This window comes from Halopiger thermotolerans, from assembly GCF_054654555.1.
On sequence record NZ_BAAIEU010000001.1, the window covers coordinates 347,170 to 370,337 of the forward strand.

Sequence of the window (23,168 nt, forward strand, 5' to 3'; positions counted from 1 at the left end):
GTCACTACCTGTACTGCTCGTCGCGCCGGCTTTAACCCTCGGAAATATTGCCCGAATATTCACCGGTAATAGTAGCGGCGAGTTCACACGTGCGGTAGAACGGATCGCCTCAAGGAGCGGAACCGACGCCCGGACCCGAACGCCTTTCACATGGCCGGTATTCCCCGCTGGTATGAACGGTCTCTCCGCGAGCGATTACACCGACCTCGCACGCGCCGAGGAGCCGCGCCTCTCGCCCGACGGCGACCGCGTGGCGTTCGTCCGTCGCGTCCCCGACGACGACGAGTCGTACGCCGCGACGGTGTTCGTCGCCCCCGTCGGCGGCGACGAGCCGACGCAGTTCACCGCCCGCGACGGCGTCGACGGCCAGCCCCGCTGGCACCCCGACGGCGATTGGCTCGCGTTCGTCAGCACCCGCGGCGAGGGCGACCGGAAACAGCTGTGGGTCGTCCCGACCGACGGCGGTGAGGCCCGCCAGCTCACGGCCGTCGTCGGCGGCATTGGGAGCCTCGAGTGGAGTCCGGACGGCTCCCGCCTCTGTTTCACCCAGCGGGTCACGGCGGCCGACCGCGAGGCGGGCCGGGACCTGACGGTCGACTCCGACTACGAACCCGACGAGCCCGATCCGCGGGTGATCGACCGCCTCATCTACCGGGCGGACACCGAGTACGTCGACGGCCGCCGGAGCCACGTCTACGTGCTCGACCTCGAGACGGCGCTCTCGGGCGACCCCGTGCTCGAGGCCGGCGACGACGACGCTGAGGCGGGTCGTACCGCCGCGATCACCCGCGTCACCGACGGCGATCGAGACTACATCGCGCCGACGTGGGGCGACGACGAGACGGTCTACTACGCGAGCAAGGTCGGCGAGGAACCGGACGACTCGCTGCGGTACGAACTGTTCGCGCACGATCTCGCGACCGACGACCGCGAGGCGGTCACCGAGACGGCGGGCTGGCTCGGACCGGACTCGCTCGAGGCGACCGCGGACGGTCGGGTGGCCTTCGAGTACACGCCCGAGGAGCGGGCCTCGATGCGCCAGACCGAGATTCGGGTCCACGACCGCGCGGACGGCACCGAGACGACGCCGACGGCGCCGCTCGACCGGACCGTCGGCCACCGCTGCAGCTTCGCATGGGCGCCCGAGGGCGACCAGCTGTACTTCACCACGCCGGACGAGGGATCGCGCGTCCTCTGGTCGGTACCGGGCGATGCCGGGGCGGAACCGACGCGGGTCTACGGCGAGGGCGCCACCGTCGAGGCCTTCGACGTCGGTCGCGACGCCGTCGCGCTCGTCCAGAACGAGTGGGACCACCCCGGCGACGTCTTCGTGACGACCCGCGGCGGCAACGAGCCACACCGGCTGAGCCGCGTCAACGACAGGCTCCTCGCGGATCGGGCGGTCCGCCGGCCCGAGGAAATCCGATTCGAGAGCGAGGACGGAACGGAGATCCAGGGCTGGGTGCTCACGCCGCCCGCGTTCGACGCCGACGCCTCGCCCGGCGAGACCTACCCGCTGCTGGTCGAGATCCACGGCGGGCCTCATGCCCACTGGACGACCGCGGGGACGATGTGGCACGAGTTCCAGACGCTCGCAGCGCAGGGTTACGTCGTCTTCTGGTGCAACCCGCGGGGCTCGACGGGCTACGGCGAGGATCACGCGATGGCCATCGAGCGCGACTGGGGCGACGTGACCTTGACCGACGTGCTCGCCGGCGTCGACGCGGTCTGCGAGCGCGACTACGTCGACGCCGAGGAGGTGTTCGTCACCGGCGGCAGCTTCGGCGGCTTCATGACCGCCTGGGCGGTCGGTAACACCGACCGCTTCGCGGCGGCCGTCGCCCAGCGCGGCGTCTACGATCTGACCGGCTTCTACGGCTCGACGGACGCGTTCCACCTGATCGAGGGCGACTTCGACACGACCCCGTGGGAGGAACCCGAGTTCCTCTGGGAGCAGTCGCCGGTCGCCCGCGTGCCCGACGTCGACACGCCGACGCTCGTGATGCACTCGGAGCGGGACTTCCGGACGCCCGCCAACACCGCCGAACTGTTCTACCTCGGCCTGAAGAAACACGGCGTCGACACTCGGCTCGTGCGCTATCCGCGGGAAGGCCACGAACTCTCCCGGTCGGGCGAGCCCGCCCACGTCGTCGACCGCATCGAGCGGATCGCCCGCTGGTTCGACGGCTACTCCGACCGCCGCGAGGTCCCACCGGCGATCGAGCGCGACCGCGACGCGGGGCTCTCGGCCGCCGAGGAGTCTGACGCGGACGGCGGCACGGACGAGGAGTGACTGGCGGGTCCGACAACCGGTAGACGGCCGCGCGCTCGGCGTTCGACCGGAAACGAAGGGGTCGTCGCAGGGGTCAGGACTACGGCCGTCGCACGCGAAGGGAGTGGTATGAACAAGAACGTCGGCGGCGCCGATCGCGCGCTGCGGATCGTCCTCGCCTCGGTGCTGTTGGCGATCGGCTACCGAAACCGAGACAAAACGGCCGGCGCGCTCGCGTTCGTCGCCGGCAGCGACATTCTCGCGACGGCGGTCATCCAACGGTGTCCGGTCAACGCCCTGTTCGGGATCGATACCTGCTCCGGACGCTGATCGGCTTTTCCGCACCTCTCGAGAAACGAGAACGGTCGCGTCGCGGGCCGAGAGACGCCGCTGTGTCACACCTCATCCGACAAGTGTCGAAACATCGACGCCCCCGGCACCTGCGGAACCGGTTCGAACTGAACGGTGACCGCGACCGATCAGCCGCTCGAGCCGCCGATCTCGTCCTCGTCGGGATCGTACGCGTCGACGTCGTCGACCGGGGGCGCGCCGACGGCCACGACTTCGACCGCGCCGTCGGCGTCGTCGGGATTGAACGCCCGGTGGGGCGACTCGGGGTGAGCCGTGAATATCGATCCCTCGGGGACGACGAACTCCTCCTCGGGCGTTTCGACGTGCAGCGATCCCGAGAGCACGATAAACGCTTCCTCCTGGGTGTCGTGGTAGTGGTACGCCAGCGGCAACTGCTCGCCCGGCTCGGCCCGGAAGCGGTTGAGCGCCATCTTCTCGAGGCCGGCCGCGTCGCCGACGCGGCGAAGGTCGCAGGGTCGGCCGTCGACCGCCTCGAGCGCGTCCGGATCGATAACTGCGTATGCGTCGTCGTCCATACCCGTGGATTACGTCCGATCGGCAAAAATCCAGGTGCTCGCGCTCGAGCGGGAACGGGACACAGCGGTGCGAGGTGACTAGCGGGGTCGCCGGGCTCAGGTCGTGCGGAACGCGCGGTCTCCGGCGTCGCCCAGTCCCGGCACGATGAAGCCGTTCTCGTCGAGGTGGTCGTCGATCGAGACCGTCAGCAGGTCCGCCTCGGGGAACTCCTCGTCGACTCGGAGCAGCCCCTCGGGCGCCGAGACGGCCGAGAGGACGATCAGGTTCTCGGGCTCGACGGCGTTCTCGGTGACGTGCTCGAGGACGGTACACATCGTGGAGCCGGTCGCGAGCATCGGGTCCGCGATGATGACCGTGTCGTCCTCGGTGATCTCGGGCAGCTTCACGTAGTCGACGGAGATCGGGAACGAGCCGTCCTCCTCCCGACCGGCTTCCTCGTCGCGGCTCGCGCTGATGACGCCCTGTCGGGCGCGCGGGAACGCTTTGAGCAGCCCCTCGACGAACGGCGTCGCCGCACGCAGGACGTTGATGATAACCACGTCGTCGAGCCCGCGGACGCGCTCGCCCATGGTCTGCTCCAGCGGCGTCTCGATCTCGACGTACTCCGTCTCCATGCGGCCGTCGATGATCTCGTAGCCGCAGATGCGGCCGAGTTTGACCAGGCCCTTCCGGAAGCTGACCTGCTCGGTTTCGACGTCTCGGAGCCGCGAGAGGGTGTCCTTCGCCAGTGCGTGGGTGATCAGATAGGCGTCGTCCCGATCTTCGATCGGCATATCAGTACAGCCTGCCGCCGGATAGTTTACGGTATCGATCAGCCGCCGGTGTGCCCACCGTTCGCGCGGTTTCGCGGGGCTCTCGGCGCGTCCGGCCCGTCTCGAGGGGGTCGGCCGCGCGGGCTCTTGCCGGTCGACGACGAAAGAGCGCGTTACGATCGGCTAAGAATCGATTACGGCCGCGAAATTACATCGGTCGCCCGTTCGCTCGGTCGCCGGTCGGCGGCCTCGAGGGCGGTCGCGGGTCGGAAAACGGGGATTTGTCGGACGAACTGGTCGAAACGGTGGCCCCGGTTTAATCGGCGAATCGGCGAAGGCGCCCTCGAGGACGATGACTCACCAGCAACCGCAGCGACAGCACCGCGAACGGTCCGAGTACGAGGCGATGAACGAGCAGTCCGGGCAGATGCAGCAGGGAGAAGACAGAATGCAGATGACGGACATGCAGTCGGGCGCGCGATCGGAGATGGGCGGACGGATGGGCGGTCGGGGAATGCAACCGCAGTCCCAGCAGCAACAATCGCAGCCTCAAACCCAAATGCAGCCTCAAACCGGCGGAGCGCGCTCGTTCGAAGACCACCTGACGAACGAACTCCGCATCGCCCTCGAGGACTTCACGGAGCTGTCCCACGTCGCCGGCTGGTGCGCGAAGGAGTGTGCGGGGATGGGACCCCACATGCAGACGTGCGCGCGCGTCTGCCACGACATCGCCGAAATCGCCGAACTCAACGAGAAGATGATCGCGCGCGACTCGATGTTCGGGCCGGAGCTCGCGGAGACGTTCCTCCGCGTAGCGACCGAGGGCCTGCCGGAGATCCGCCAGCACGGCCAGCATAGCCCCCTCATCGCGGAGACCGTCGCGACGATCGAGCGGACGATGAACTCCTGCGAGACGGTGCTGGGGATGGTCGGTCAGCAGGGAGGGGCGGGAGAGATGGGCCAGCACGGTCACCAAGGCGGGATGAGCCAGCACGGGCAGATGGGCCAGCAGGGACAGATGGGCCAGTGGTAGCCGAAATCGCCGCGAACGGGCACGACCGCCGGTTCGAGCCGGCCGGCGCGGCGGCCGCGCCGACCCCCGCAGATTTCGGGAGGGCGGAGAAGTTTATACCGACGCGTCACTAGTACCCGGTCAACCGAATGGAAGAGAGCATCTCGGGATTCAAAGTTCGCGGTGACTGGGGAGACGTCGTCGAGCACGGCGAACGGATCACCCGCGCGCTCCGAGACGCGGGCGTCCACGACCCCGACGAGGAGATCGTCCGCGTCGACGACGCCGAAATTGACGGCGCCGACGACCGCGACGAGGAGCAACTCGCCGACGCCTTCGAGGAGTGGGAGGAGTGGCGGCCCAAGGCCCACGAGACCCTCGAGGTCGACGTCAGCGAGAAGACCGCCGATCAGGCCAGCGTCGAGGAGGGCAAGGGCGAGAAGGCCGGCAAGGGCCCCGACGAGGACATCAAGACGGCCGGCGAGAAGCTCTCGGAGTCCTACGAGCAACTCGAGGAGGACGACGCCGAGGCCGCGATGGACAACTGGAAGGAGTCGATCGATTACGTCGCGCGCGCGGCCGACTCCGCTAGCCGGAAGGCCCTGCGCCGGGTCGAGGACACGGTCTACCAGAACGTGATGACCCAGCTGGCGCCGTACTACTTCGACAACGAACTGATCAGCGCCAACATTCAGCAGTCGGCCCGTGGCGGAAACGGCGACGAGCAGTTCGTCTTCGAGGTCAACGTCAACGACGACGCGCTGAAGGCCGACGTCTCGGATCGGCTCGCCGAGTTCGACGACGAGATTGACCGCTGGCACGTCGAGATCGAGAAAGACACCGACGCGGCCGAGGCGATCGAGGGCGCGGAGCCGCCGCCGGAGCCCGACGAGGACTCGAGTTCGAAGTCGACGACGAACTGAATTGGACCGCCCTCGATCGTCCCGGTTCGATTCGAAACTGCATCCGCGAGCCGTCGGTTAGTGACTCGAGACCGAATAGCGGATTCCACACTGGTACTCGAACAGAGACAGAGGGGCGATCGAACCGGAGCGGACTGGAACCGCTTTTGCTACGCTCCGGATCGATCCGGCGTCTCGGCGCCGGCGTCGCGTTCGTCGTCGGCCGTCGCGTCGGGCCCAGCTTCGTCGTCCGTCGCCTGTTGGCGACCCTCCGCCCGGCCGATGCCGGGGATCGCGACGCGGCGTTCGACGCGGTCCATCAGGTTCGTCGCCGAGAGCACGATGCCGAGGTAGACGACGGCGAGCAACAGGTAGATCGGCGTGTACTCGAACGTCGAGGACGCGATGCGGCTCGCGCGGTAGTAGAGTTCGGGCACCGTGATGAAGCCCGCCAGCGAGGAGTACTTGATCAGGTAGACGAGTTCGTTCGTCCACGCCGGGATCGCGTACCGCAGCGTCTGGGGGAGCACGACGTAGCGGATCCCCTCGAGTTTCGAGAGCCCGATCGCCCGCGCGGCGGTCAGTTGGCCCTCGTCGACGCTCTCCAAGGCGCCGCGGATGTACTCGGCCTGGTAGGCCGAGCCGTTGATCGTGAAGCCGAGGATGGCGATCCAGAACGCGTACTCGGGGACGAATCCGCGGCCGATGACGCTGATGTCGTTGAGCCAGACGGCCAGCGGAAGCCCGTAGTAGAGGACGAACAGCTGGGCCAGAAGCGGCGTCCCGCGGATCAGTTCGGTGTAGGCCAGCGCGAGCCAGCGCAGCGGGCCGCCGTACACCCGGAGGACGGCGACCGGCACCGCGATGCAGAACCCGAGCGTGATGGACGCGGCCGTGAGGACGATCGTGTACCACGCGCCCGAGGCGAGCGCGGGCGCGATGTCGATCGCTAACGCGGCGCCTTCGAACAGGCTCGCGACCCAGCCCATCGGGATCTCGATCGGCCCGACCGCCGCCACCTTGCCCTCGAACATCGCCGCGACGGACTCGAGCGGGGCGACCGGGAGGAACTGCTCGCCGGCGCCGGGGCCGATCCCCCACTCGCCGAGCGTCCAGTCGTACAGCCAGCGGGTGATGAGCCAGCCCCAGAAGAGGGCGAACCCGAGGGTCGCGGGCGTCCACTCGACGTCCGCGAGCGAGGAGCGGAGCCGCTCGAGGGCGATCGACGGCGCGGACTCGGATTTCGCGCTGCTCATCCGACTACCGCCTCCGTTCGGTCACTCATGGCCGTCATGGCGAATGCTCTCGAAGAACTGTGCGGTTCGTTCGCGGTCCGGGTTCTCGAACAGCTTCTCGGGCGGGCCGCGCTCGACGATTTCGCCGTCCGCGAGGAAGGTGATGTTCGTCGCCCCGCCGCGCGCGAAGCGCATCTCGTGGGTGACGACGACCATCGTCATCCCCTCCTCGACGAGTTCGGCCATTACCTCGAGCACCTCGTTGCTCAGTTCGGGATCTAAGGCGCTGGTCGGCTCGTCGAACAGCATGACCTCGGGGTCCATCGCGAGCGCGCGGGCGATCCCGACGCGCTGTTTCTGGCCGCCCGAGAGCTGGGCCGGGTAGGAGCCGGCCTGGTCCGCGAGGCCGACGCGCTCGAGTTCGGCGTCGGCCCGCTGGCGGGCCTCGTCTTTCGATAGCCCCTTGACCTTGCGGAGCCCGAGCGTGATGTTCTCGCGGGCGGTGAGGTGGGCGAAGAGGTTGATGTCCTGGAAGACCATCCCGATCTGCTGGCGGATCTCGTTCGGGTCCGTCTCGGGCGCCGTCACCTCCGTGTCGCCGAGGTAGATGTGGCCGCTGTCGACGTCCGTGAGCAGGTTGAGACATCGGAGCAGCGTCGACTTGCCGGAGCCGCTGGGACCGACCAGCACCTCGACGTCGCCGCGGTCGACCGCGAGGTCGACCCCGAGCAGGACCTCCTCGTTGCCGTAGGACTTGTGGAGGTCCTCGATCCGCAAGAGCGGGGCGTCCGTCCCCGTTCTCGGTTCCGCGCCGCCGGGGTCGTCGGCTGCGCCGGCGGTCGATGCGTCGGTGTCGGTGCGTCGGTCGTCCGTATCAGGGTGGTGGTCGCTCACGACGATTCACCTGGAATTGCGAAGCGGTTGCTCACGAAGTCGAGCGTCCGGTTGGTCGTAAACGTCAGTACGAAGTAGATCAGGCTGATGGCGAGGATCACCTGAAGGACGGCGGTCGTCCGCTGGGTGAACAGCGCCTCGCTGCGCATCAGGAGCTCCCCGAGTCCGATCGCGAAGGCGATCGACGTGTCCTTCAGCACGATGGTGAACTCGTTCTGGAAGCCGGGCACGCTGCGGCGCAGCGCCTGCGGGACGATCACGTACCGGATCGCCTCGAGGCGGCTCATCCCGATCGAACGGGCGGCCTCCATCTGGCCCTCGTCGATGCTCTGTAGGGCGCCGCGGAAGATCTGGGACTGATAGGCGGCGCTGCGGAGGCCGAGCGCGAGCGTCGCCGCGAAGAAGGCGTTCGGCACGTCCGTCGGGGCCGCGAAGGGGGTCGGTCCGAGGACGAGATCGATCGCCCGGAGCGTCCACTCGAGCGCGCCGATCGCGATCTCGATCGGCAACACGAAGAACGTGATGAGCATGATGACGAGGATCGGCGTGCCGCGCAACAGGACGCCGAACTTCCGGACGAACGCGCGCGAGTAGCCGTCCCCGTACGTCTCGATCGCGCCGGCCGGAAAGCCCGCGAGGAAACCGAGCAGGAGGCTGGTGAGCGTCAGCGCGACCGTGATCACCGCGCCCCCCAGTAGATACGGCGCATTCCGGTAGACGAACCCCCAGTCCTCGCCGAAGCGGCGGGCGACCTGCTCCTCGGTCGGGAGGAGCCCGTCGACGAAAAACGGCTGCAGCGGCGCCCGCAGCTGCTGCTGGGCCTCGAGCGGGACCGAGACCTGCGCCTCGAGGGGGAGCGACAGCGTCGACGCCTCGACGAGCGGTGCGACGGAATCTATGGGCATGGCCGGTCAGCTTACTCCTGGGTTTCGTTGCCGTTCCCGCTTCCGTCGCCCTCGAACCACTTCTGCGTGATCTCCTCGTACTGGCCGGAGTCGCGGACGGCGGTGATACCCTCGCTGAGCGAGGTTCGGAGGTCGTCGGCGTTCTGTCGCACGCCGAACCCGTACTGTTCGCCGGTGTCGAAGGTGAACGCGACCTCGACGTCGCGGTTGCCCGCGAACGTCTCGCCGACCGGTTCGTCGATGACGATGGCGTCGAGCAGGCCGCGCTCGAGTTCCTGGACGGCGTACACGTAGTTGTCGTAGGACGTGTACTGGTTCTCCGAGATCCGGCCTTCGGCGATCAACTGCTCCCGGACGATGGTCTCGCCGGTCGTCCCCGACTGGGCGCCGACCTGCCGGTCTTCGAGGTCCTCGATCGACTCCGGCGAGAAGTCGCCGCCGGACTGGACGAGCACCGACTGGTTCGCGCTGTAGTAGGGCTCGGTGAAGGCGATCGTCTGCTGGCGCTCCTCGGTGATCGTCATCGCCGCGGCGATCACGTCGATGTTGCCGTTCTCGAGGGCCGGGATCAGCGAGTCGAACTCGAACTCCTTCCACTCGGTCAGTTCGTACTCGGTCTCGTCGACGACCGCCTCGAGGAGGTCGATGTCGAATCCGACGATCTCGCCGTCGCGAGTCATCTCGAACGGCTGGAACCCGGGCGCCGTGCCGGCGATAATCTGGTTGTCGTCCGCGCCGCCGGAGCCGTCGCTCTCGTTGGCGTCGCTTTCGTTGTCGGAGCCGTTCCCGCTTCCGTTACTGCCACCGTTCCCGCTCTCGCCACCGTCGCCGTTTCCGGCGTCCTCGAGACAGCCGGCGAGGCCGGTCACGGTGACGCCCGCGGTTCCGGTCAGTTTCAGGTACGTCCGTCGGTCGAACTGGTCGGTCTCGTCCACCATTGCTCTATGTAGTACTACTGAGGAAGCGGTTTAGGTGTTAAGATTCGACACCGTCGTTTCTGCCCGATCGTCCCGAGAAAATAGGATCGGTAAGCAGTTTCTTCACTACGGATGACACGACGACGTTCGAGTCGCGGGCCTCGAGGTCGGCACACACTTGTAGGATCGACAAATAGACCCCCGTAGATGGTCGAACCTGCGACGATCGCGACGTTTCTGGTAGCCGCAGTCGCCAGTCTGTTCATGGCCTGGGCGATCGGCGCCGGCTCGAGCGGCTCGACGCCGTTCGCGCCGGCGGTCGGGGCCAACGCGATTTCGGTGATGCGAGCCGGCTTCCTCGTCGGCCTACTCGGTTTCGTCGGCGCCGTGTTACAGGGGGCGAACGTCTCCGAAGCGGTCGGCGCCGAGTTGATTCAGGGGGTGACGCTGTCCCCGCCGGCGGCGACGATCGCGCTGACGATCGCCGCCGCGCTGGTCGCAATCGGCGTCTTCGCGGGGTATCCGATCGCGACCGCGTTCACGGTGACCGGCGCGGTCATCGGCGTCGGGCTCGCCATGGGGGGCGCGCCGGCGTGGGCGAAGTACACGGAGATCGCCACGCTGTGGCTGCTGACGCCGTTCGTCGGCGGCGGTCTCGCGTACGGCATCGCCCGGCTCCTCCGGGCCGAACCGATCGACGAGGCCTACCTCATCATGGGGCTCGCCGCGTTCGTCGGCGTCCTCGTCGCCAACATCGAGTTCGCGCTGCTCGCACCCAACCGGTCCGGCGGCGACTCGATCGCCGGCGTCGCCGCCGACGCGCTCCTCGGCTCGAGCGTCGTCGGCGTCGCGGCGGTGACGCTCGTGATCGCGGCGCTGTGGGCCGCCGTCCTCGCGCTCGACCTCCGCTCCGGCCTCGAGCGCGGTGAACGCCACTTCCTGCTGGTGCTGGGCGGCCTGGTCGCGTTCTCCGCGGGCGGCAGTCAGGTCGGGCTGGCGGTCGGGCCGCTGATCCCGCTGTCGGGCGACGTCGGCCTGCCCTTGCCCGCGCTGCTCGTGGGCGGCGGCTTCGGCCTGCTGCTGGGCTCGTGGACCGGCGCGCCGCGAATGATCAAGGCGATCTCGCAGGACTACTCGTCGCTGGGGCCGCGCCGGTCGATCGCCGCACTCATCCCCTCCTTTATGATCGCCCAGACGGCGGTCCTGTTTGGCATCCCGGTCTCGTTCAACGAGATCATCGTCAGCGCGATCATCGGCAGCGGCTACGCGGCCTCGGGTTCGGGGGGCGGCGTTAGCGCCCGAAAGATGGGCTACACCGTCCTCGCGTGGATCGGGTCGCTGGCCGGTTCGATCGCGGTCTCCTACGGCGGGTTCACCGTCGTCGAAGCGCTCGTGCTGTGATCAGTCGGCGCCAGCCCTCCGGCGGGTCCGTCGCCCCGGCCGCACCTGTGCGCGGACCGAACGGTCTTTACCTGCGGGGTGGCGAGTGCCGATATGGACGTGGACGCGGACGCCCCGGCCGATCCGGACGACCTGCTCCAGTGGCGGCGCGACGCCACGACGTCGCGCGCGATCCGACTCCTGTGGTCGCTCGGCGTCGGCACCTTCTTCGCCGTCATCTCGATCATCGTCTTCTGGCGGCTCTACGACCTCACCCGACAGATAGGGGGTCGATCGATCGTCGTCGCGCTGTTCGCCGCGATCGTCGCGACGGCCCTCGCGCTGTCCGTGAGCGATAACACCGTCGGCCACCTCGAGCGACTCACCCGACGCCTCCCGGTCTCGAGCCCGTCGGAACGGGCGGCCGAGCGCGCGTCGGACGCCGCGCTGGGCGCGATCGCGATGGCGACGGTCATCGTGGCGCTGATGGCGATCGGCCGGTACGTCTCGCAGAACGGACTGCTCGGCGACCTCGGCGCGGGGCCGTTTACGGGCCTGGCGGCGCTGACGATTCCGCTCGCGCTCGCCGCGCTCGTCCTCTCGTCGTTCCTCGAGTCGGTGGGCGCGTTCGATCCCGATGAGGGCGTGATCTACCTCTACGAACCCGAGCAGGCGATCGACCTCTCGGTGATTCAGGGGATTTCGATGCGTTCGATCGGCGACGCCGTCGTGCTCACGCTCGACTACGCCCAGCCCGGCGGACAGTACGTCGCCGGGCCGCGCCGGATCGTCGTCCCGCCGGCGATCGCCGCCGAAATAGAGACCTACGTCGAGGAACACGGGAGACGGGCCGAGGCGTGACGAGCGCGACCGCGGTCCGTCGCATCTGCTGGGTCGCTGAATTCTGAATTACTGCGTCTCTGCGTCTCCGAACCACTGCATCGACCCGATCACGAGAACAGAGGCTGCTACTCGACCGTACTATCCGTCACGTCGCTGGGCTCGGCGTTGCCATCCGTCGGCCCGCCCGTCTCCGCGCCGTCCACGTCCGGCGGTTTCTCGACTTCCTCCTGCTCGAGTTTCGTCAGCCGGGCCATCATGATCCGGGTGTTCTCGACGTCCTCGACGGTGATCCGGACGCCGTCGTAGGTGATCTCCTCGCCCTCCTCGACGAGCCGGCCCGCGCGGTTGAAGATGAAGCCGGCGATGGTCTCGAACTCCTCGCCCTCGGGGAGGTCGATCTCCAGGGCTTCGTTGACGTCCTCGATGTTGACCTCGCCCCGAACCAGCACCGTGCGGTCGTCGATCTCCTCGATGGGCTGTTCCTCGCCGCCCTCGAGGATCTCGCCGATGATCTCCTCGACCATGTCCTCCATCGTCACCAGCCCCTCGGTGGTGCCGAACTCGTCGATGACGATGGCCATGTGCATCCGGTTTTCCCGCATCTCGGTCAGGAGCTCGTCGACGTTCTTCGACTCGGGGACGTGCAGCGTCGGCTGGATGAGGTCCGCGAGCTCGAGGTCGCCGTCGTTGGTCTCGCCGTAGTTGAGATCGCGCACGAGGTCGCGGATGTGGACGACGCCCATCACGTTGTCGAGGCTGCCCTCGTAGACGGGGATCCGGGCGTGGCCGCTCTGGATACAGGTCTCGATGGCCTCGTCGATGCTGGCGTCCTTGGGGACCGCGGTCATGTCCAGTCGCGGGGTCATGACCTCCTTGACGATGGTGTTGTTAAAGCGGAAGATGCGCTGGAGCATCTCGTGTTCGTCCTCCTCTAAGACGCCCTCGCGCTCGCCGGACTCGATCATCTCCTGGATCTCGTCGCGGGTGACGTAGGGGGACTCGATCGCGCCGCTCGAGCCGATGAGCTGGTTAACCTGCCGGGTGAGGTAGTCGAAGACGATGATCAGCGGATAGAGCACGTACTCCGTGAGCTTCAACGCCCGCGAGACGCGCAGCGACCACGATTCGGTGTTCTCGACCGCGTAGGACTTGGGCACGCTCTCGCCGAACAGGAGGACGATCGCCGTCACGCCGAAGGTCGACAGGAGCACCGGCGTCAGTCCCGATTCGAAGTAGAGGCCGAGGAGCGCGGTCGCGATCGACGACATGGCGATGTTGACGAGGTTGTTTCCGACAAGAATCGTCACCAGCAGGCGGTGCGGATCCGATTTCAGGGCTTCGACGAGTTCCGCCCGGTCGACGCCCTCCTCGACCATCCCCTCGATCCGGTGTTTCGGCAGGTTGAACATCGCGATCTCCGAGGAGGAGAAGAATCCGGAGAGCGCGATGAGGACCACGATCGAGAGGAGTCCGACGATCGACACCGTCGACCGGTCGAGCTCGAGTCCGACCACTGGGAAGGCGGCTAGCACGGCCTCGAGCAGCACAGACAACGCCATTGATGGTATGCATTGGAACCCGATCGGTTAACCGTTTACCATTTTCGGGTTCGCGTGGCCTTTCGTCTGCGTCTGCGTCGGCGTCCACGTCGGAGTCCGCGTCCGCGTTTGCCCGCGTCGATCACCGGCGACGACACGTTTACGCCGCTCGTGGCCGAACGGACGCACATGTCGAGCACCAGTGCCAGTACTACCAGCGCCGGCGACGAGCCGCCGATTACGTTCTATCGGCTGCAGGGATGCCCGTACTGCGAGCGCGTCGCTCGCCTGCTGAACGAGTTCGACCTCGAGTATCGGTCGCGGTTCATCGAGCCGATGCACTCGCAGCGAAACGTCGTCAAGCGCGTCGCCGGCGTCCGGACGGTGCCGGTCGTCGTCGACGAGAACACCGGCGTCACGATGGCCGAAAGCGCGAACATCGTCGAGTACCTTGAGTCGACCTACGGGGACGGCGGTGACGCTGCGACCGACGGAGGTGAGGCCTGATGCCGGACTTCGAGGTCGTCGATCTCGGCCCCGCGGACGAACCCGAGGCCGGTGAGGAGGCACCCGACTTCACCCGGCCCCTGGTGAACGACGAGTACTGGGAGAACCGCTCGCTGTCGGCGCTGGCCGCCGACGCCGAGCGGACGATCGTCGTCTTCACCCCGATGACCGGCTCGTTCCTCGCGAAGTACGTCTGGGACGAGATCGACGAGCGCGGCTGGAACGACGCCGACGAAACGCGGGTCGTCGGCGTCACCGCCTCGACCCCCTACGGCGTGAAGCGGTTCCTCGAAGGGAACGGCTACGACGCCACGCTCTTTGCGGATCCGGGCGCCGACGTCGCCCGCGACTACGGCATCGAACACGACCTCGACGGGATGGAAGGGATCACCGAACCCCGACCTGCCGTCTTCGCCGTCGATTCGGACCTGACCGTCGAGGACGCCTGGGTCGCGACCGACTGGCCCGAGTTCCCCGACTACGACGAGCTCGAGGAGCGGTTCGGCCTCGAGTAACAGTACCCCGCGGGCGCCGATCCCAGTTCTCCACGGCGCCGATCGTCGCCGTTCCGGACGTCGCATGACGGTACGCTTTTGCCCGCACCGGCGCGAGTAGCGCGTATGAACGTCGACGAATCCGGTTTCGAGTACGATTTCGACGGCGATCCCGACGTCGACGCCGAGACGCTCGAGCGCGCGGCCGAAGCGATCCGCGGGGGCGGCCTCGTGGTCTACCCGACCGAGACGGTCTACGGCCTCGCCGCGGACGCGCTCGACCCCGACGCCGTCGAGCGCGTGTTCGAGGTGAAAGGACGGGACCGTTCGAAGCCAGTCTCCCTCGCGGTGCCGACGTTCGAGACCGCGATCGAGGCGGGATATATCGAGGCGACCGAGCGCGAGCGCGCGTTCGCCGCGGAGTTCCTGCCCGGGCCCGTCACCGTGCTCTGTGAACGCCGCGAGGTCGTTCCGGACGTGCTGACTGCGGGCGGCGAGCAGGTCGGCATCCGCGTGCCCGACTGCGAACCCGCCATGGCCTTGCTCGCGGCGGCCGAGCGACCGATCACGTCGACCAGCGCCAACGTCAGCGGCGACCCCAGCGCCCGCACGGTCGAGGAGATCGGCCGGCAGGTCCGGGACGAGGCCGTCGTCCTCGACGGCGGCGAGACGCAGGGCACCGAGAGCACCGTCGTCGACCTCTCGACGGGGACGATCCACCGACGGGGCGCGCTGGCCGACGAGATCGAGGCGTGGCTCGAGGAGGCGGCGGAGTAAGCGGGTCGAAGCGACGCCGCGAGGCGTCGAAACCTCGGAATCCAGAGACGCGGGTCTCGAGGTCGGAGGGTGAGTGAGCAGAACGAGAGAAGAAAGCGAGCGCAGCGGCAACGGAGAACCCAAACCGCGAGCGGAGAGTCGGCTTATTCGGAGGAGTACTGTTCGGCGGCGACGGTGTGCTCGGAGCGACGGCGGTCGAACCAGCGCGAGAGGTCGTGCGCGAACAGCGCGACCGACGTGCGGAATCGGTGGGACGCGGGCGAGCGGAACAGGGCGATCAGCGACCACATCGTCCCTGCGGCGAACGCGCCGGCGGCGGAGAAGGTCATCCCGAGGGTGAAGAAGGTCACCGCGTAGACGTACCCGATGCCCATCGAGGGGATGCTGGTCCCGAGGGGGACGTTCGCGTTTGCGTTTCGGAGGGTCGGTGCGAGGAAGACGATCGAGAGGCCGCTTCCGAGCATGAAGACGAGATCTTGCCACATCATCATAACTACTTACTCGGTCACGAGTTAATAACTCGCTCGGTATTGAAATAGGTAATTAGGCCGTATTGTCGTCGATTTCGGACGGTTCGGTGACTCGCCGGTATCCGACGGGATGACGGCAGCGAATAACCCGCTATTACGCCGGGGTATCGCGACGGAGTTTCGGGTAGTCCCCGATTAGGAGTCGGCGGTCCAACTCCGGCGCTCGGCCGGTCGTCGAGGGCGCGCCGAGACGAACCCGCGCGGACGAAATCGCACGATCCCCGACCGGTAGCCCGACGCCGGTCGGAATTCGAGAGAGAAACGAGTACGGAACCGCGGGGTGGCCGCTCAGTCCTCGAGCACGCCGTCGGCGACGAGTTCCTCGCGGGCGTCGGCCATCGAGGTGACGACGACGTCGCAGTGGGGTTCGACCGCCGGCTTCGGGTCGAAGCCGATCGCGAGGCCCGCCACTTTGAGCATCGGGAGGTCGTTCGCGCCGTCGCCGACCGCGACGGTGTCGTCGAGGTCGACGCCGACGTCCGCAGCGAGGTCCTCGAGGGCGTCGTCCTTGGTGCCCTCGATGAGCGGGCCCTCGACCGCGCCGGTGAGTTCGGTCTCCCCGTCGTTCATCGGCAGTCGGTTCGAGACGATGTGGTCGACGGTCACGCCCTCGCGCTCCAGGGCCGCGGCGACGCCCCGTTCGAAGCCGCCGGTCAGGATGGCGGTCGTGACGCCGGCCTCGTTCAGTTCGGCGATGAGGTCGGCCGCGCCCTCACGGAGGACGACCTCGTCGAAGGCGGCCTCGGCCTCCTCGGCGGCGAGGCCCTCGAGTAAGGCCGCGCGCTCGCGGAGGCTCTCGGCGTAGCCGATCTCGTCGTTCATCGCGCGTTCGGTGATCTCGGCCATGTCCTCGGCGACCCCGCAGCGCTGCCCGAGCAGGACGGTCATCTCGGAGTCGGAAAGCGTTCCGTCGAAGTCGAAAGCGACGACTGTCATCGACCGCCGATTGTGCGGCCCGGAATAAACCAGTTCAGGTTTCCCCTCGCGACGGCGAGGATGGCACCGGACGAGAGAGGAAGGGAAAGCGATGGAGCCGCCGGTTCGATCTCACAACGAGCCGACGCGAAGCCCACAGGTATATGACCGCCGCGGGGAGTATGTCCTGCGTGACCGACGACGGGGCACCATCATCGTCCGAACCGCCGGCGCCCGACTCCCCCGAGTCGCCGCCGTCGCCGTTCGACGAGGGCGATTTCTTCCGACAACTCGTAGCGAACACCTCCGAGGGACTGCTGACCATCGACGAAGACAGCCGGATCCTCTTCGCGAATCCGGCCATCGAGGAGATCCTCGGCTACGACCCGGGCGAACTCGTCGGGAACTCGAAGATGGTGCTCATCCCCGAGCGGCTCCGGCCGGCCCACGCCGCCGGCCTCGAGAAGTACCTCCGGACGGGCGAGAAACACATCGACTGGGACGGCATCGAACTGCCAGCACTGCACAAGGACGGCCACGAGGTACCGGTCCTAGTGAGCCTCCGCGAACACAGCTATCAGGGTCAGCGGATCTTCACCGGCCTCTTCCGGGACATCTCCGACCGGAAGGAGCGCCAGCGCCGCTTCGAGGCGGTCTTCAACAACACGTACCAGCTCACCGGCCTCCTCGAGCCAGACGGGACGCTCCTCGAAGTCAACCGGACGGCCCTGGAGTTCGCCGGCGTCGAGCGCGAGGAGGTCGTCGGGAACCCGCTGTGGGAGACCCCCTGTTTCGCCGCGAACGAGAAGGGACAGACGGTTGCGCGGACCGGCGTCGACCGGGCCAGTGCCGGCGACTTCTTTCGGGACGAACTCCGAGTACAGCAGACGAACCGGACCGCCGTCATCGACTTCTCGATTCGCCCGATCGACCGCGACGGCGGCGAACCGCAACTGCTCGTCGTGGAGGGGCGCGACGTGACGGCCCTCAAACGGCGCGAGCGGCACTTGCAGGTCCTCCACCGGCTGCTCCGGCACAACCTGCGCAACGACCTCAACGCGATTCACGGCTTCGCGGAGCTGCTGCTGGAGGAACTCGAGTGCGAGTTCGACCCCGAGAGCGACGGTGAAACCGGGGGCGCAGATGCAGACGCCGACGCGAACTCGCTGTCTGACGACCGCACCGACGCTGCCCGCGCCGAGGACCTGTGCGCGTACGTCGCGGAGATCGCGACGACCGCGACCGAACTGATCGAGACGAACGAGACCGCGAAGGAACTGGCCGACGCGACCCTCGGCGGCGAGCGACCGCGCGAGCCCGTCGTCCTCGAGGACGTCCTCGCCGAGGTCGTCGCCGACCTCCGCGATCGGTACCCCGAGAGCGTACTCTCGGTGACCGACCGCACCGCATCCGGGGAGCCGACGGTCGTCGCCGCCGACTCCCGGCTCCGGACCGTCCTCGAGGAAGTGATGGACAACGCCGTCCGCCACACCGACGAGCGGCCGGAGATCGAGGTCGACGTGGCCACGACCGAGACCGACGTTGCGATCCGCGTCACCGACAACGGCCCCGGCATCCCCGAACCCGAGCGAACGGGGATCTTCAACGAGGAGCCGATCACGCAACTCGACCACGGGAACGGACTGGGGCTGTGGCTCGTCGGGCTGGTGCTCGAGGAGTACGGCGGCGACCTCGAGTACGAGTCGGGCGCTGACGGCACCGACGGCGGCAGTTGCGTGATCGTCCGCGTTCCCCGAGCGACGGACGACGCTGCAACGGACGACGAAGTGCCGGATCGGAACTGAATTGCGCGACCGGAACCTGTGCGCTGCGTTCACCTCGAGATACCGACTGGAACCCGATCGCGAGGCGGCGCCGGGAGTCGACCGCGCCCCCGCTCTCCGGCTACTCGTCCGACATTGCCCGGCTCGCGGTCGGGAACGCGAACCGCCGTTCGCCGGAATCGTAACTCGATTCCGCATCAATACTGTCCGCGGCGAGGTAGTTTTTGCCAGTTGCGGACACAACGGAAGGGTTTACCCGCTCGAACTGATTGTCTCGCGCATGAAGGTTCTGGTCACGGATCCCATCGCCGACGCGGGTCTGGACGCACTCCGAGACGCCGGCCACGAGGTCGAAACGGGCTACGAACTCGAGGGCGAGGACCTCCTCGAGGCGGTATCCGACGCGCACGGGCTGATCGTCCGCTCGGGCACCGAGGTCACCGAGGAGGTCTTCGAGGCTGCCGACGAATTGGTGATCGTCGGGCGCGCCGGCATCGGCGTCGACAACATCGACATCGACGCGGCGACCGACCACGGGGTCATCGTCGCGAACGCCCCTGAGGGCAACGTCCGCGCGGCCGCGGAACACACCGTCGCGATGGCCTTCGCGACCGCCCGCTCGATCCCCCAGGCTCACATCCGCCTCAAGGACGGCGAGTGGGCCAAAAGCGACTACCTCGGCACCGAACTCAACGGCAAGACCTTAGGCGTCGTCGGCCTCGGCCGCGTCGGCCAGGAGGTCGCCAAGAAGCTCGACTCGCTGGGCATGGACGTCGTCGCCTACGATCCCTACATCAGCGAGGAGCGCGCCGAGCGCATCGGCGCCGAACTCGTCGACCTCGAGGAGAGCCTGCAACAGGCCGACTTCCTGACCGTTCACACGCCGCTGACGCCCGAAACTGAGGGCCTGATCAGCGAGGAGGAACTGGACATGCTCGGCGACGGCTACCTCATCAACTGCGCCCGCGGCGGCGTCGTCGACGAGGACGCCCTCGCGGCGAAAGTCGAGGACGGCACCCTGGCCGGCGCCGCGCTCGACGTCTTCGCCGAGGAACCGCTCTCGGCGGACTCGCCGCTGCTCGAGCACGACGAGATCATCGTCACACCGCACCTCGGCGCCTCGACCGAGGCCGCCCAGGAGAACGTCGCGACCTCGACGGCCGAACAGGTCAACGCCGCGCTGATCGGCGAGCCCGTCGCGAACGCCCTGAACGCCCCCTCGATCGACGAGAGCGCGTTCCCCCGCGTCGAACCGTACATCGACATCGCCGAAACGGCCGGCAAGGTCGCCGCCCAACTGCTCGAGGGCCGCATCGAGGACGTCGAGGTCGTCTACGAGGGCGACATCGCCGACGAGGACGTCGAGTTCGTCACCGCCTCCGCGCTCAAGGGCGTCTTCGAGCCGCTCGAGTGGCAGGTCAACGCGGTCAACGCGCCCCAGATCGCCGAGGATCGGGGCGTCGACGTCACCGAGTCCAAGACCCGCCAGGCCGAGGACTTCCAGAGCCTGATCTCCGTGACGGTGAGCAACGACGACGACGCCGTGACCGTCGACGGAACGCTGTTCGCGGGCGACGACCCGCGCATCGTCCGCGTCGACGGCTACCGCGTCGACGCCATCCCCCACGGGAAGATGGTCGTCACGCGAAACACCGACGAGCCCGGCGTCATCGGCCTCATCGGGTCGGTCATGGGGAAACACGGCGTCAACATCGCCGGCATGTTCAACGCCCGCGAGACCATCGGCGGCGAGGCCCTGACCGTCTACAACGTCGACAGCGAGGTCCCCGACGAGGCGAAAGAAGAACTCAACGAAGACGACCGGATCCTCGGCGTCGATTACATCACGCTGAACGGCCAGTCCTGATCGCCTCCGGACCGACGCGATCGCAAGATCCGACGATCTAATCGATTACCGACGATCGCGATTTTCCCGTAGCGTTTCGAGTCAAACCGATCGAGAGCGGCTCGGTCGCCGCTCACTCAGACGCGTTGCCCGCGCCGGATCCGGCGGCTTCCGAGTACACCGACTCTAGGTCCGGCGGCGCGCCGACGATTCGCGCGATCCGCCCGTCGATCTCGGACGACTCGACGCCGTCGGAGACGTTCTCGAGTTCCGCCAGCACGTCTTCGGTCAACGCCGCCGCGTCCTCGAAGAGGAACACCCACGTCATCGTCTCCGCGTCCGGCGACTCGCCCGAGACGCCCCAGAGGTAGATCTCCTCGACGGTGACGTCCTCGTCCGCGGGGCTGTCGTACTGACCGGAGATCGTGTTCTCGTGGGGCAGTTCTTCGAAGAGCCGTTTGAACTCCGGATCCTGCTCCGTCAGGCGCTCGCCGTCGCCGTAGCGGGCGTCGATCCGCTGTTCGTAGTCCATGCCGACGACGAGGGCGTCGCTGCCGACGGCGATGGGCGGGCCGTCGCCGTCGTGCTCGACGACGCCGTACCCCCTGTAGCTTCCAGTCACCGTGAACGCGTCGGCGGCGGCGGCGCCCTCGACGATCGTCTCGGCGTCGAACGACCCCATGAAGACCTGACTGAACGACTGGAACAGGTGCGCGTCGACGGTCGCGGGCGACACCTCGAGGAACGACGGCATGTTGGACCCGAAGTCCTCGGGGATCGTGCGGGTGTAATCGAACCGGCAGTTGCCGTCGGTGACCAGTTCGCTGTTTACCAGCCAGGCGTGGAGCGGCGGCACGTCCAGCGCGGGCGGCGTCTCACCGCCGACCGCATCCGCAGGGTTGTCGATTCCGCCGGCCGATTCGTTGCCGGTCTCGGCCTCGACGTCGGTCCCGTTCTCGGTACCGTTCCCTGTATCTGCGGTCTCGTCGCTGTTCATACAGCCGGCGAGTCCGGCAGCCGCGAGTGCGACGACGCCGCGCCGCGTCAGTCTGGTCCGCGAGTCGCTCATACGTGGCGGGACCACGAGGACACTGATAACGGCTCGTGACCGTCTCGCTGCGTGAGAGGTAATCGAATCCGGACAGTAACGGATCGAATACTGTTCGAACTCGGCGACGGTCGGGAGAGGTTCGAAGCAAGTCTCTCGGGATCGGTACAGAACCGGGCGACCTCGTTACTCGAGACGCTCCTCGAGGTGGTCGGCCAGCCCATCGCCGATCTGCTGCATGCCGGTATCGCCCGGGTGGAGGAGATCCGACGCCAGGCCGGTGAGCTCCATCAGTTCGGCGCCCTCGACCAGCGAGAGGTTCTCGTGCGGGGAGTCGGCGACGATCTCGCGCAGCGCCGCGCGGAAGTCGGCGGCCCGCTCGGCGTCGCCGCCCTCGATGACGTCCGCGAAGTACGGGAACAGGGTCACGCACGCGATCGGTTTCTCGGGGTTGGCCTCTGCGAGCCGGTTCGCGAAGTAGTCGGCCCGCTCGCGGAACTGGGCGACGGTGAACCCGCGGTTCGCCATGTTGACCGACAGCGCGAGCGTCGCCACGTCCCAGTCGTCGCGGCCCGCGAGGTAGTCCGCCATCGCCGGCTCGCAGTACGCAGAGCCCGAACAGCCGACGTTCAAGAGGTCGGCGTCAATCCCGCGGGCGACGCGGCTGGCGTAGTTCAGGTGCGGCGCCGAGGACGCGGCCCCCTCGGTGATCGAGGTCCCGTACGCGAGGTACCGCCGTTCGGGGAGTTCGGCGGCCGTCGGCGGCCGACAGTCGCCCGCGACGTCGTGCAGCGCGACGGCGGGGGCGCGCTCGAAGCGAAGGCGACAGACCCGCGGGTCGAACCGGCCGGTGTCGACGTCGGCGCCCGCCTCGAGTCTCGCGAGTCGCTCGGGCACGCTGAACGCGTGGGTTTCGGGTTCGGGGCCGATCTCGAACGGTTCCCAGGGGCGGAACTCGCCCCAGAACGGCCACACGCGCGTTCGGTCGGCCGCGGAGAGCGTGACCTCGATCTCGGCGTCGTCGCCGTCGGGAACGAACCGGAGTTCGCTGTTTGTCGGCCCGCGAACCCGTTCGCGGGCGCTCACGTTCAGTTCCGCGCCCACCGACGCGGGAACGCGACAGAGCTGATCGCCGCCAGCGGTCCAGTCCGGATCGGCGAGTTCGGCGACGTTGTGCAGCGACACGGAGGGATAGCGGTCTCCGATCATCGATTGTGATAGGAATCGAATGAGCGTCATATGATTCTATTGGTATGTATCCTATCGCGATACCGCGTCACGCGTTCGATTCCGGCGCGACCGGAACCGGCAAAAGACCTATCGCTCCGACGAACATCCACACGGACATGGACGACGCCGTTGCGGTCGATTTCGGCGAGGACAGACTCGTCCCCGCCGTCGCACAGGACGCCGACACCGGCGAGGTGCTCATGCTCGCGTACGTCTCGCCGGAGGCCTTAGAGCGAACCCGCGAAACCGGCCGCGCGCACTACTACTCGCGTAGCCGGGACGAGTTGTGGGAGAAGGGTGCGACGAGCGGGCACGTGCAGTCGGTCGAGGAAATCCGGGTCGACTGCGACGCCGACACGATCCTCTACCTCGTCGAGCAGGAAGGCGGCGCATGCCACACCGGCCACCGATCGTGTTTCTACCGAACGATCGAGGGGGAAACCGTCGGGGAGCAGGTGTTCGACCCCGATGCAGTCTACGACGACGACCACGAGTGACG

At 67.6% G+C, this 23,168-nt stretch carries 23 protein-coding genes; 12 read left to right on the forward strand and 11 right to left on the reverse strand.

The annotated features are described in order from the left end of the window. The first annotated feature begins 172 nt into the window (after positions 1–172). Both ACYQ26_RS01805 and ACYQ26_RS01810 read left to right on the forward strand, forming a co-directional pair. Positions 173–2,293: a S9 family peptidase gene (locus ACYQ26_RS01805; protein WP_459806576.1), complete on the forward strand. Its 2,121-nt coding sequence runs from the start codon at positions 173–175 to the stop codon at positions 2,291–2,293. A 108-nt stretch (positions 2,294–2,401) separates the two neighbouring features. After that, positions 2,402–2,602 carry a YgaP family membrane protein gene (locus tag ACYQ26_RS01810; protein ID WP_459806577.1) on the forward strand — a complete coding sequence of 67 codons (201 nt, stop codon included), beginning with the start codon at positions 2,402–2,404 and terminating at the stop codon, positions 2,600–2,602. Positions 2,603–2,751: 149 nt separating this feature from the next. Here the strand turns inward: ACYQ26_RS01810 and ACYQ26_RS01815 are convergent, their stop codons facing one another. Continuing rightward, positions 2,752–3,159, reverse strand: a complete 408-nt coding sequence (locus tag ACYQ26_RS01815) for a cupin domain-containing protein (protein WP_459806578.1) — start codon at positions 3,157–3,159, stop codon at positions 2,752–2,754. Positions 3,160–3,255: 96 nt separating this feature from the next. Beyond that, positions 3,256–3,933 carry a uracil phosphoribosyltransferase gene (gene upp / locus ACYQ26_RS01820; RefSeq protein ID WP_459806579.1) on the reverse strand — a complete coding sequence of 226 codons (678 nt, stop codon included), beginning with the start codon at positions 3,931–3,933 and terminating at the stop codon, positions 3,256–3,258. A 331-nt stretch (positions 3,934–4,264) separates the two neighbouring features. On the opposite strand from upp, the gene ACYQ26_RS01825 reads away from it, so the two are divergent. Both ACYQ26_RS01825 and ACYQ26_RS01830 read left to right on the forward strand, forming a co-directional pair. Further along, on the forward strand, positions 4,265–4,945 hold the full coding sequence (locus ACYQ26_RS01825) for a four-helix bundle copper-binding protein (RefSeq protein ID WP_459806580.1): 681 nt from the start codon (positions 4,265–4,267) through the stop codon (positions 4,943–4,945). A gap of 128 nt (positions 4,946–5,073) precedes the next feature. Next, the gene (locus ACYQ26_RS01830; protein WP_459806581.1) at positions 5,074–5,847 is read left to right on the forward strand and encodes a DUF5828 family protein; all 774 of its coding nucleotides are present in this window, start codon (positions 5,074–5,076) and stop codon (positions 5,845–5,847) included. Positions 5,848–5,996: 149 nt separating this feature from the next. On the opposite strand, the gene ACYQ26_RS01835 is transcribed toward ACYQ26_RS01830, so the two are convergent. From ACYQ26_RS01835 to ACYQ26_RS01850, 4 genes are all read right to left on the reverse strand, one after another. Continuing rightward, positions 5,997–7,082, reverse strand: a complete 1,086-nt coding sequence (locus tag ACYQ26_RS01835; protein WP_459806582.1) for an amino acid ABC transporter permease — start codon at positions 7,080–7,082, stop codon at positions 5,997–5,999. Positions 7,083–7,103: 21 nt separating this feature from the next. Then, positions 7,104–7,838, reverse strand: a complete 735-nt coding sequence (locus ACYQ26_RS01840) for an amino acid ABC transporter ATP-binding protein (protein ID WP_459806726.1) — start codon at positions 7,836–7,838, stop codon at positions 7,104–7,106. A 113-nt stretch (positions 7,839–7,951) separates the two neighbouring features. Continuing rightward, positions 7,952–8,860, reverse strand: a complete 909-nt coding sequence (locus ACYQ26_RS01845; protein ID WP_459806583.1) for an amino acid ABC transporter permease — start codon at positions 8,858–8,860, stop codon at positions 7,952–7,954. Positions 8,861–8,871: 11 nt separating this feature from the next. Then, positions 8,872–9,798 carry a basic amino acid ABC transporter substrate-binding protein gene (locus tag ACYQ26_RS01850; RefSeq protein ID WP_459806584.1) on the reverse strand — a complete coding sequence of 309 codons (927 nt, stop codon included), beginning with the start codon at positions 9,796–9,798 and terminating at the stop codon, positions 8,872–8,874. A gap of 186 nt (positions 9,799–9,984) precedes the next feature. Between ACYQ26_RS01850 and ACYQ26_RS01855 the strand changes: the two genes are divergently transcribed. Further along, positions 9,985–11,178 carry an inorganic phosphate transporter gene (locus ACYQ26_RS01855; protein ID WP_459806585.1) on the forward strand — a complete coding sequence of 398 codons (1,194 nt, stop codon included), beginning with the start codon at positions 9,985–9,987 and terminating at the stop codon, positions 11,176–11,178. A 93-nt stretch (positions 11,179–11,271) separates the two neighbouring features. Next, the gene (locus ACYQ26_RS01860) at positions 11,272–12,018 is read left to right on the forward strand and encodes a hypothetical protein (protein ID WP_459806586.1); all 747 of its coding nucleotides are present in this window, start codon (positions 11,272–11,274) and stop codon (positions 12,016–12,018) included. A gap of 107 nt (positions 12,019–12,125) precedes the next feature. Here the strand turns inward: ACYQ26_RS01860 and ACYQ26_RS01865 are convergent, their stop codons facing one another. After that, positions 12,126–13,559: a hemolysin family protein gene (locus tag ACYQ26_RS01865; RefSeq protein ID WP_459806587.1), complete on the reverse strand. Its 1,434-nt coding sequence runs from the start codon at positions 13,557–13,559 to the stop codon at positions 12,126–12,128. 168 nt (positions 13,560–13,727) lie between these two features. On the opposite strand from ACYQ26_RS01865, the gene ACYQ26_RS01870 reads away from it, so the two are divergent. The 3 genes from ACYQ26_RS01870 (at position 13,728) to ACYQ26_RS01880 (ending at position 15,316) form a co-directional block, all read left to right on the forward strand. Then, positions 13,728–14,045: a glutaredoxin family protein gene (locus ACYQ26_RS01870; RefSeq protein ID WP_459806588.1), complete on the forward strand. Its 318-nt coding sequence runs from the start codon at positions 13,728–13,730 to the stop codon at positions 14,043–14,045. After that, positions 14,045–14,560, forward strand: coding sequence for a redoxin domain-containing protein (locus tag ACYQ26_RS01875; RefSeq protein ID WP_459806589.1), 516 nt, complete (start codon positions 14,045–14,047; stop codon positions 14,558–14,560). Before ACYQ26_RS01870 ends, ACYQ26_RS01875 begins: the two co-directional genes overlap by 1 nt. Positions 14,561–14,665: 105 nt before the next feature. Then, positions 14,666–15,316, forward strand: a complete 651-nt coding sequence (locus ACYQ26_RS01880) for an L-threonylcarbamoyladenylate synthase (protein ID WP_459806590.1) — start codon at positions 14,666–14,668, stop codon at positions 15,314–15,316. Positions 15,317–15,459: 143 nt separating this feature from the next. Here the strand turns inward: ACYQ26_RS01880 and ACYQ26_RS01885 are convergent, their stop codons facing one another. Beyond that, positions 15,460–15,804, reverse strand: a complete 345-nt coding sequence (locus tag ACYQ26_RS01885) for a hypothetical protein (protein WP_459806591.1) — start codon at positions 15,802–15,804, stop codon at positions 15,460–15,462. Positions 15,805–16,134: 330 nt separating this feature from the next. Continuing rightward, positions 16,135–16,782: a phosphoserine phosphatase SerB gene (gene serB / locus ACYQ26_RS01890; RefSeq protein ID WP_459806592.1), complete on the reverse strand. Its 648-nt coding sequence runs from the start codon at positions 16,780–16,782 to the stop codon at positions 16,135–16,137. 161 nt (positions 16,783–16,943) lie between these two features. Between serB and ACYQ26_RS01895 the strand changes: the two genes are divergently transcribed. Together ACYQ26_RS01895 and serA are read left to right on the forward strand one after the other, a co-directional pair. After that, positions 16,944–18,566: a PAS domain S-box protein gene (locus tag ACYQ26_RS01895; RefSeq protein ID WP_459806593.1), complete on the forward strand. Its 1,623-nt coding sequence runs from the start codon at positions 16,944–16,946 to the stop codon at positions 18,564–18,566. A 259-nt stretch (positions 18,567–18,825) separates the two neighbouring features. After that, on the forward strand, positions 18,826–20,412 hold the full coding sequence (gene serA, locus ACYQ26_RS01900) for a phosphoglycerate dehydrogenase (protein ID WP_459806594.1): 1,587 nt from the start codon (positions 18,826–18,828) through the stop codon (positions 20,410–20,412). Between the two features lie 112 nt (positions 20,413–20,524). Here the strand turns inward: serA and ACYQ26_RS01905 are convergent, their stop codons facing one another. Both ACYQ26_RS01905 and ACYQ26_RS01910 read right to left on the reverse strand, forming a co-directional pair. After that, on the reverse strand, positions 20,525–21,460 hold the full coding sequence (locus ACYQ26_RS01905) for a hypothetical protein (protein ID WP_459806595.1): 936 nt from the start codon (positions 21,458–21,460) through the stop codon (positions 20,525–20,527). 165 nt (positions 21,461–21,625) lie between these two features. After that, positions 21,626–22,648: an SGNH/GDSL hydrolase family protein gene (locus ACYQ26_RS01910; RefSeq protein ID WP_459806596.1), complete on the reverse strand. Its 1,023-nt coding sequence runs from the start codon at positions 22,646–22,648 to the stop codon at positions 21,626–21,628. 137 nt (positions 22,649–22,785) lie between these two features. Here ACYQ26_RS01910 and hisI point away from each other — a divergent pair, with 137 nt between their 5' ends. Continuing rightward, positions 22,786–23,166: a phosphoribosyl-AMP cyclohydrolase gene (gene hisI, locus ACYQ26_RS01915; protein ID WP_459806597.1), complete on the forward strand. Its 381-nt coding sequence runs from the start codon at positions 22,786–22,788 to the stop codon at positions 23,164–23,166. Positions 23,167–23,168 lie beyond the last annotated feature (2 nt).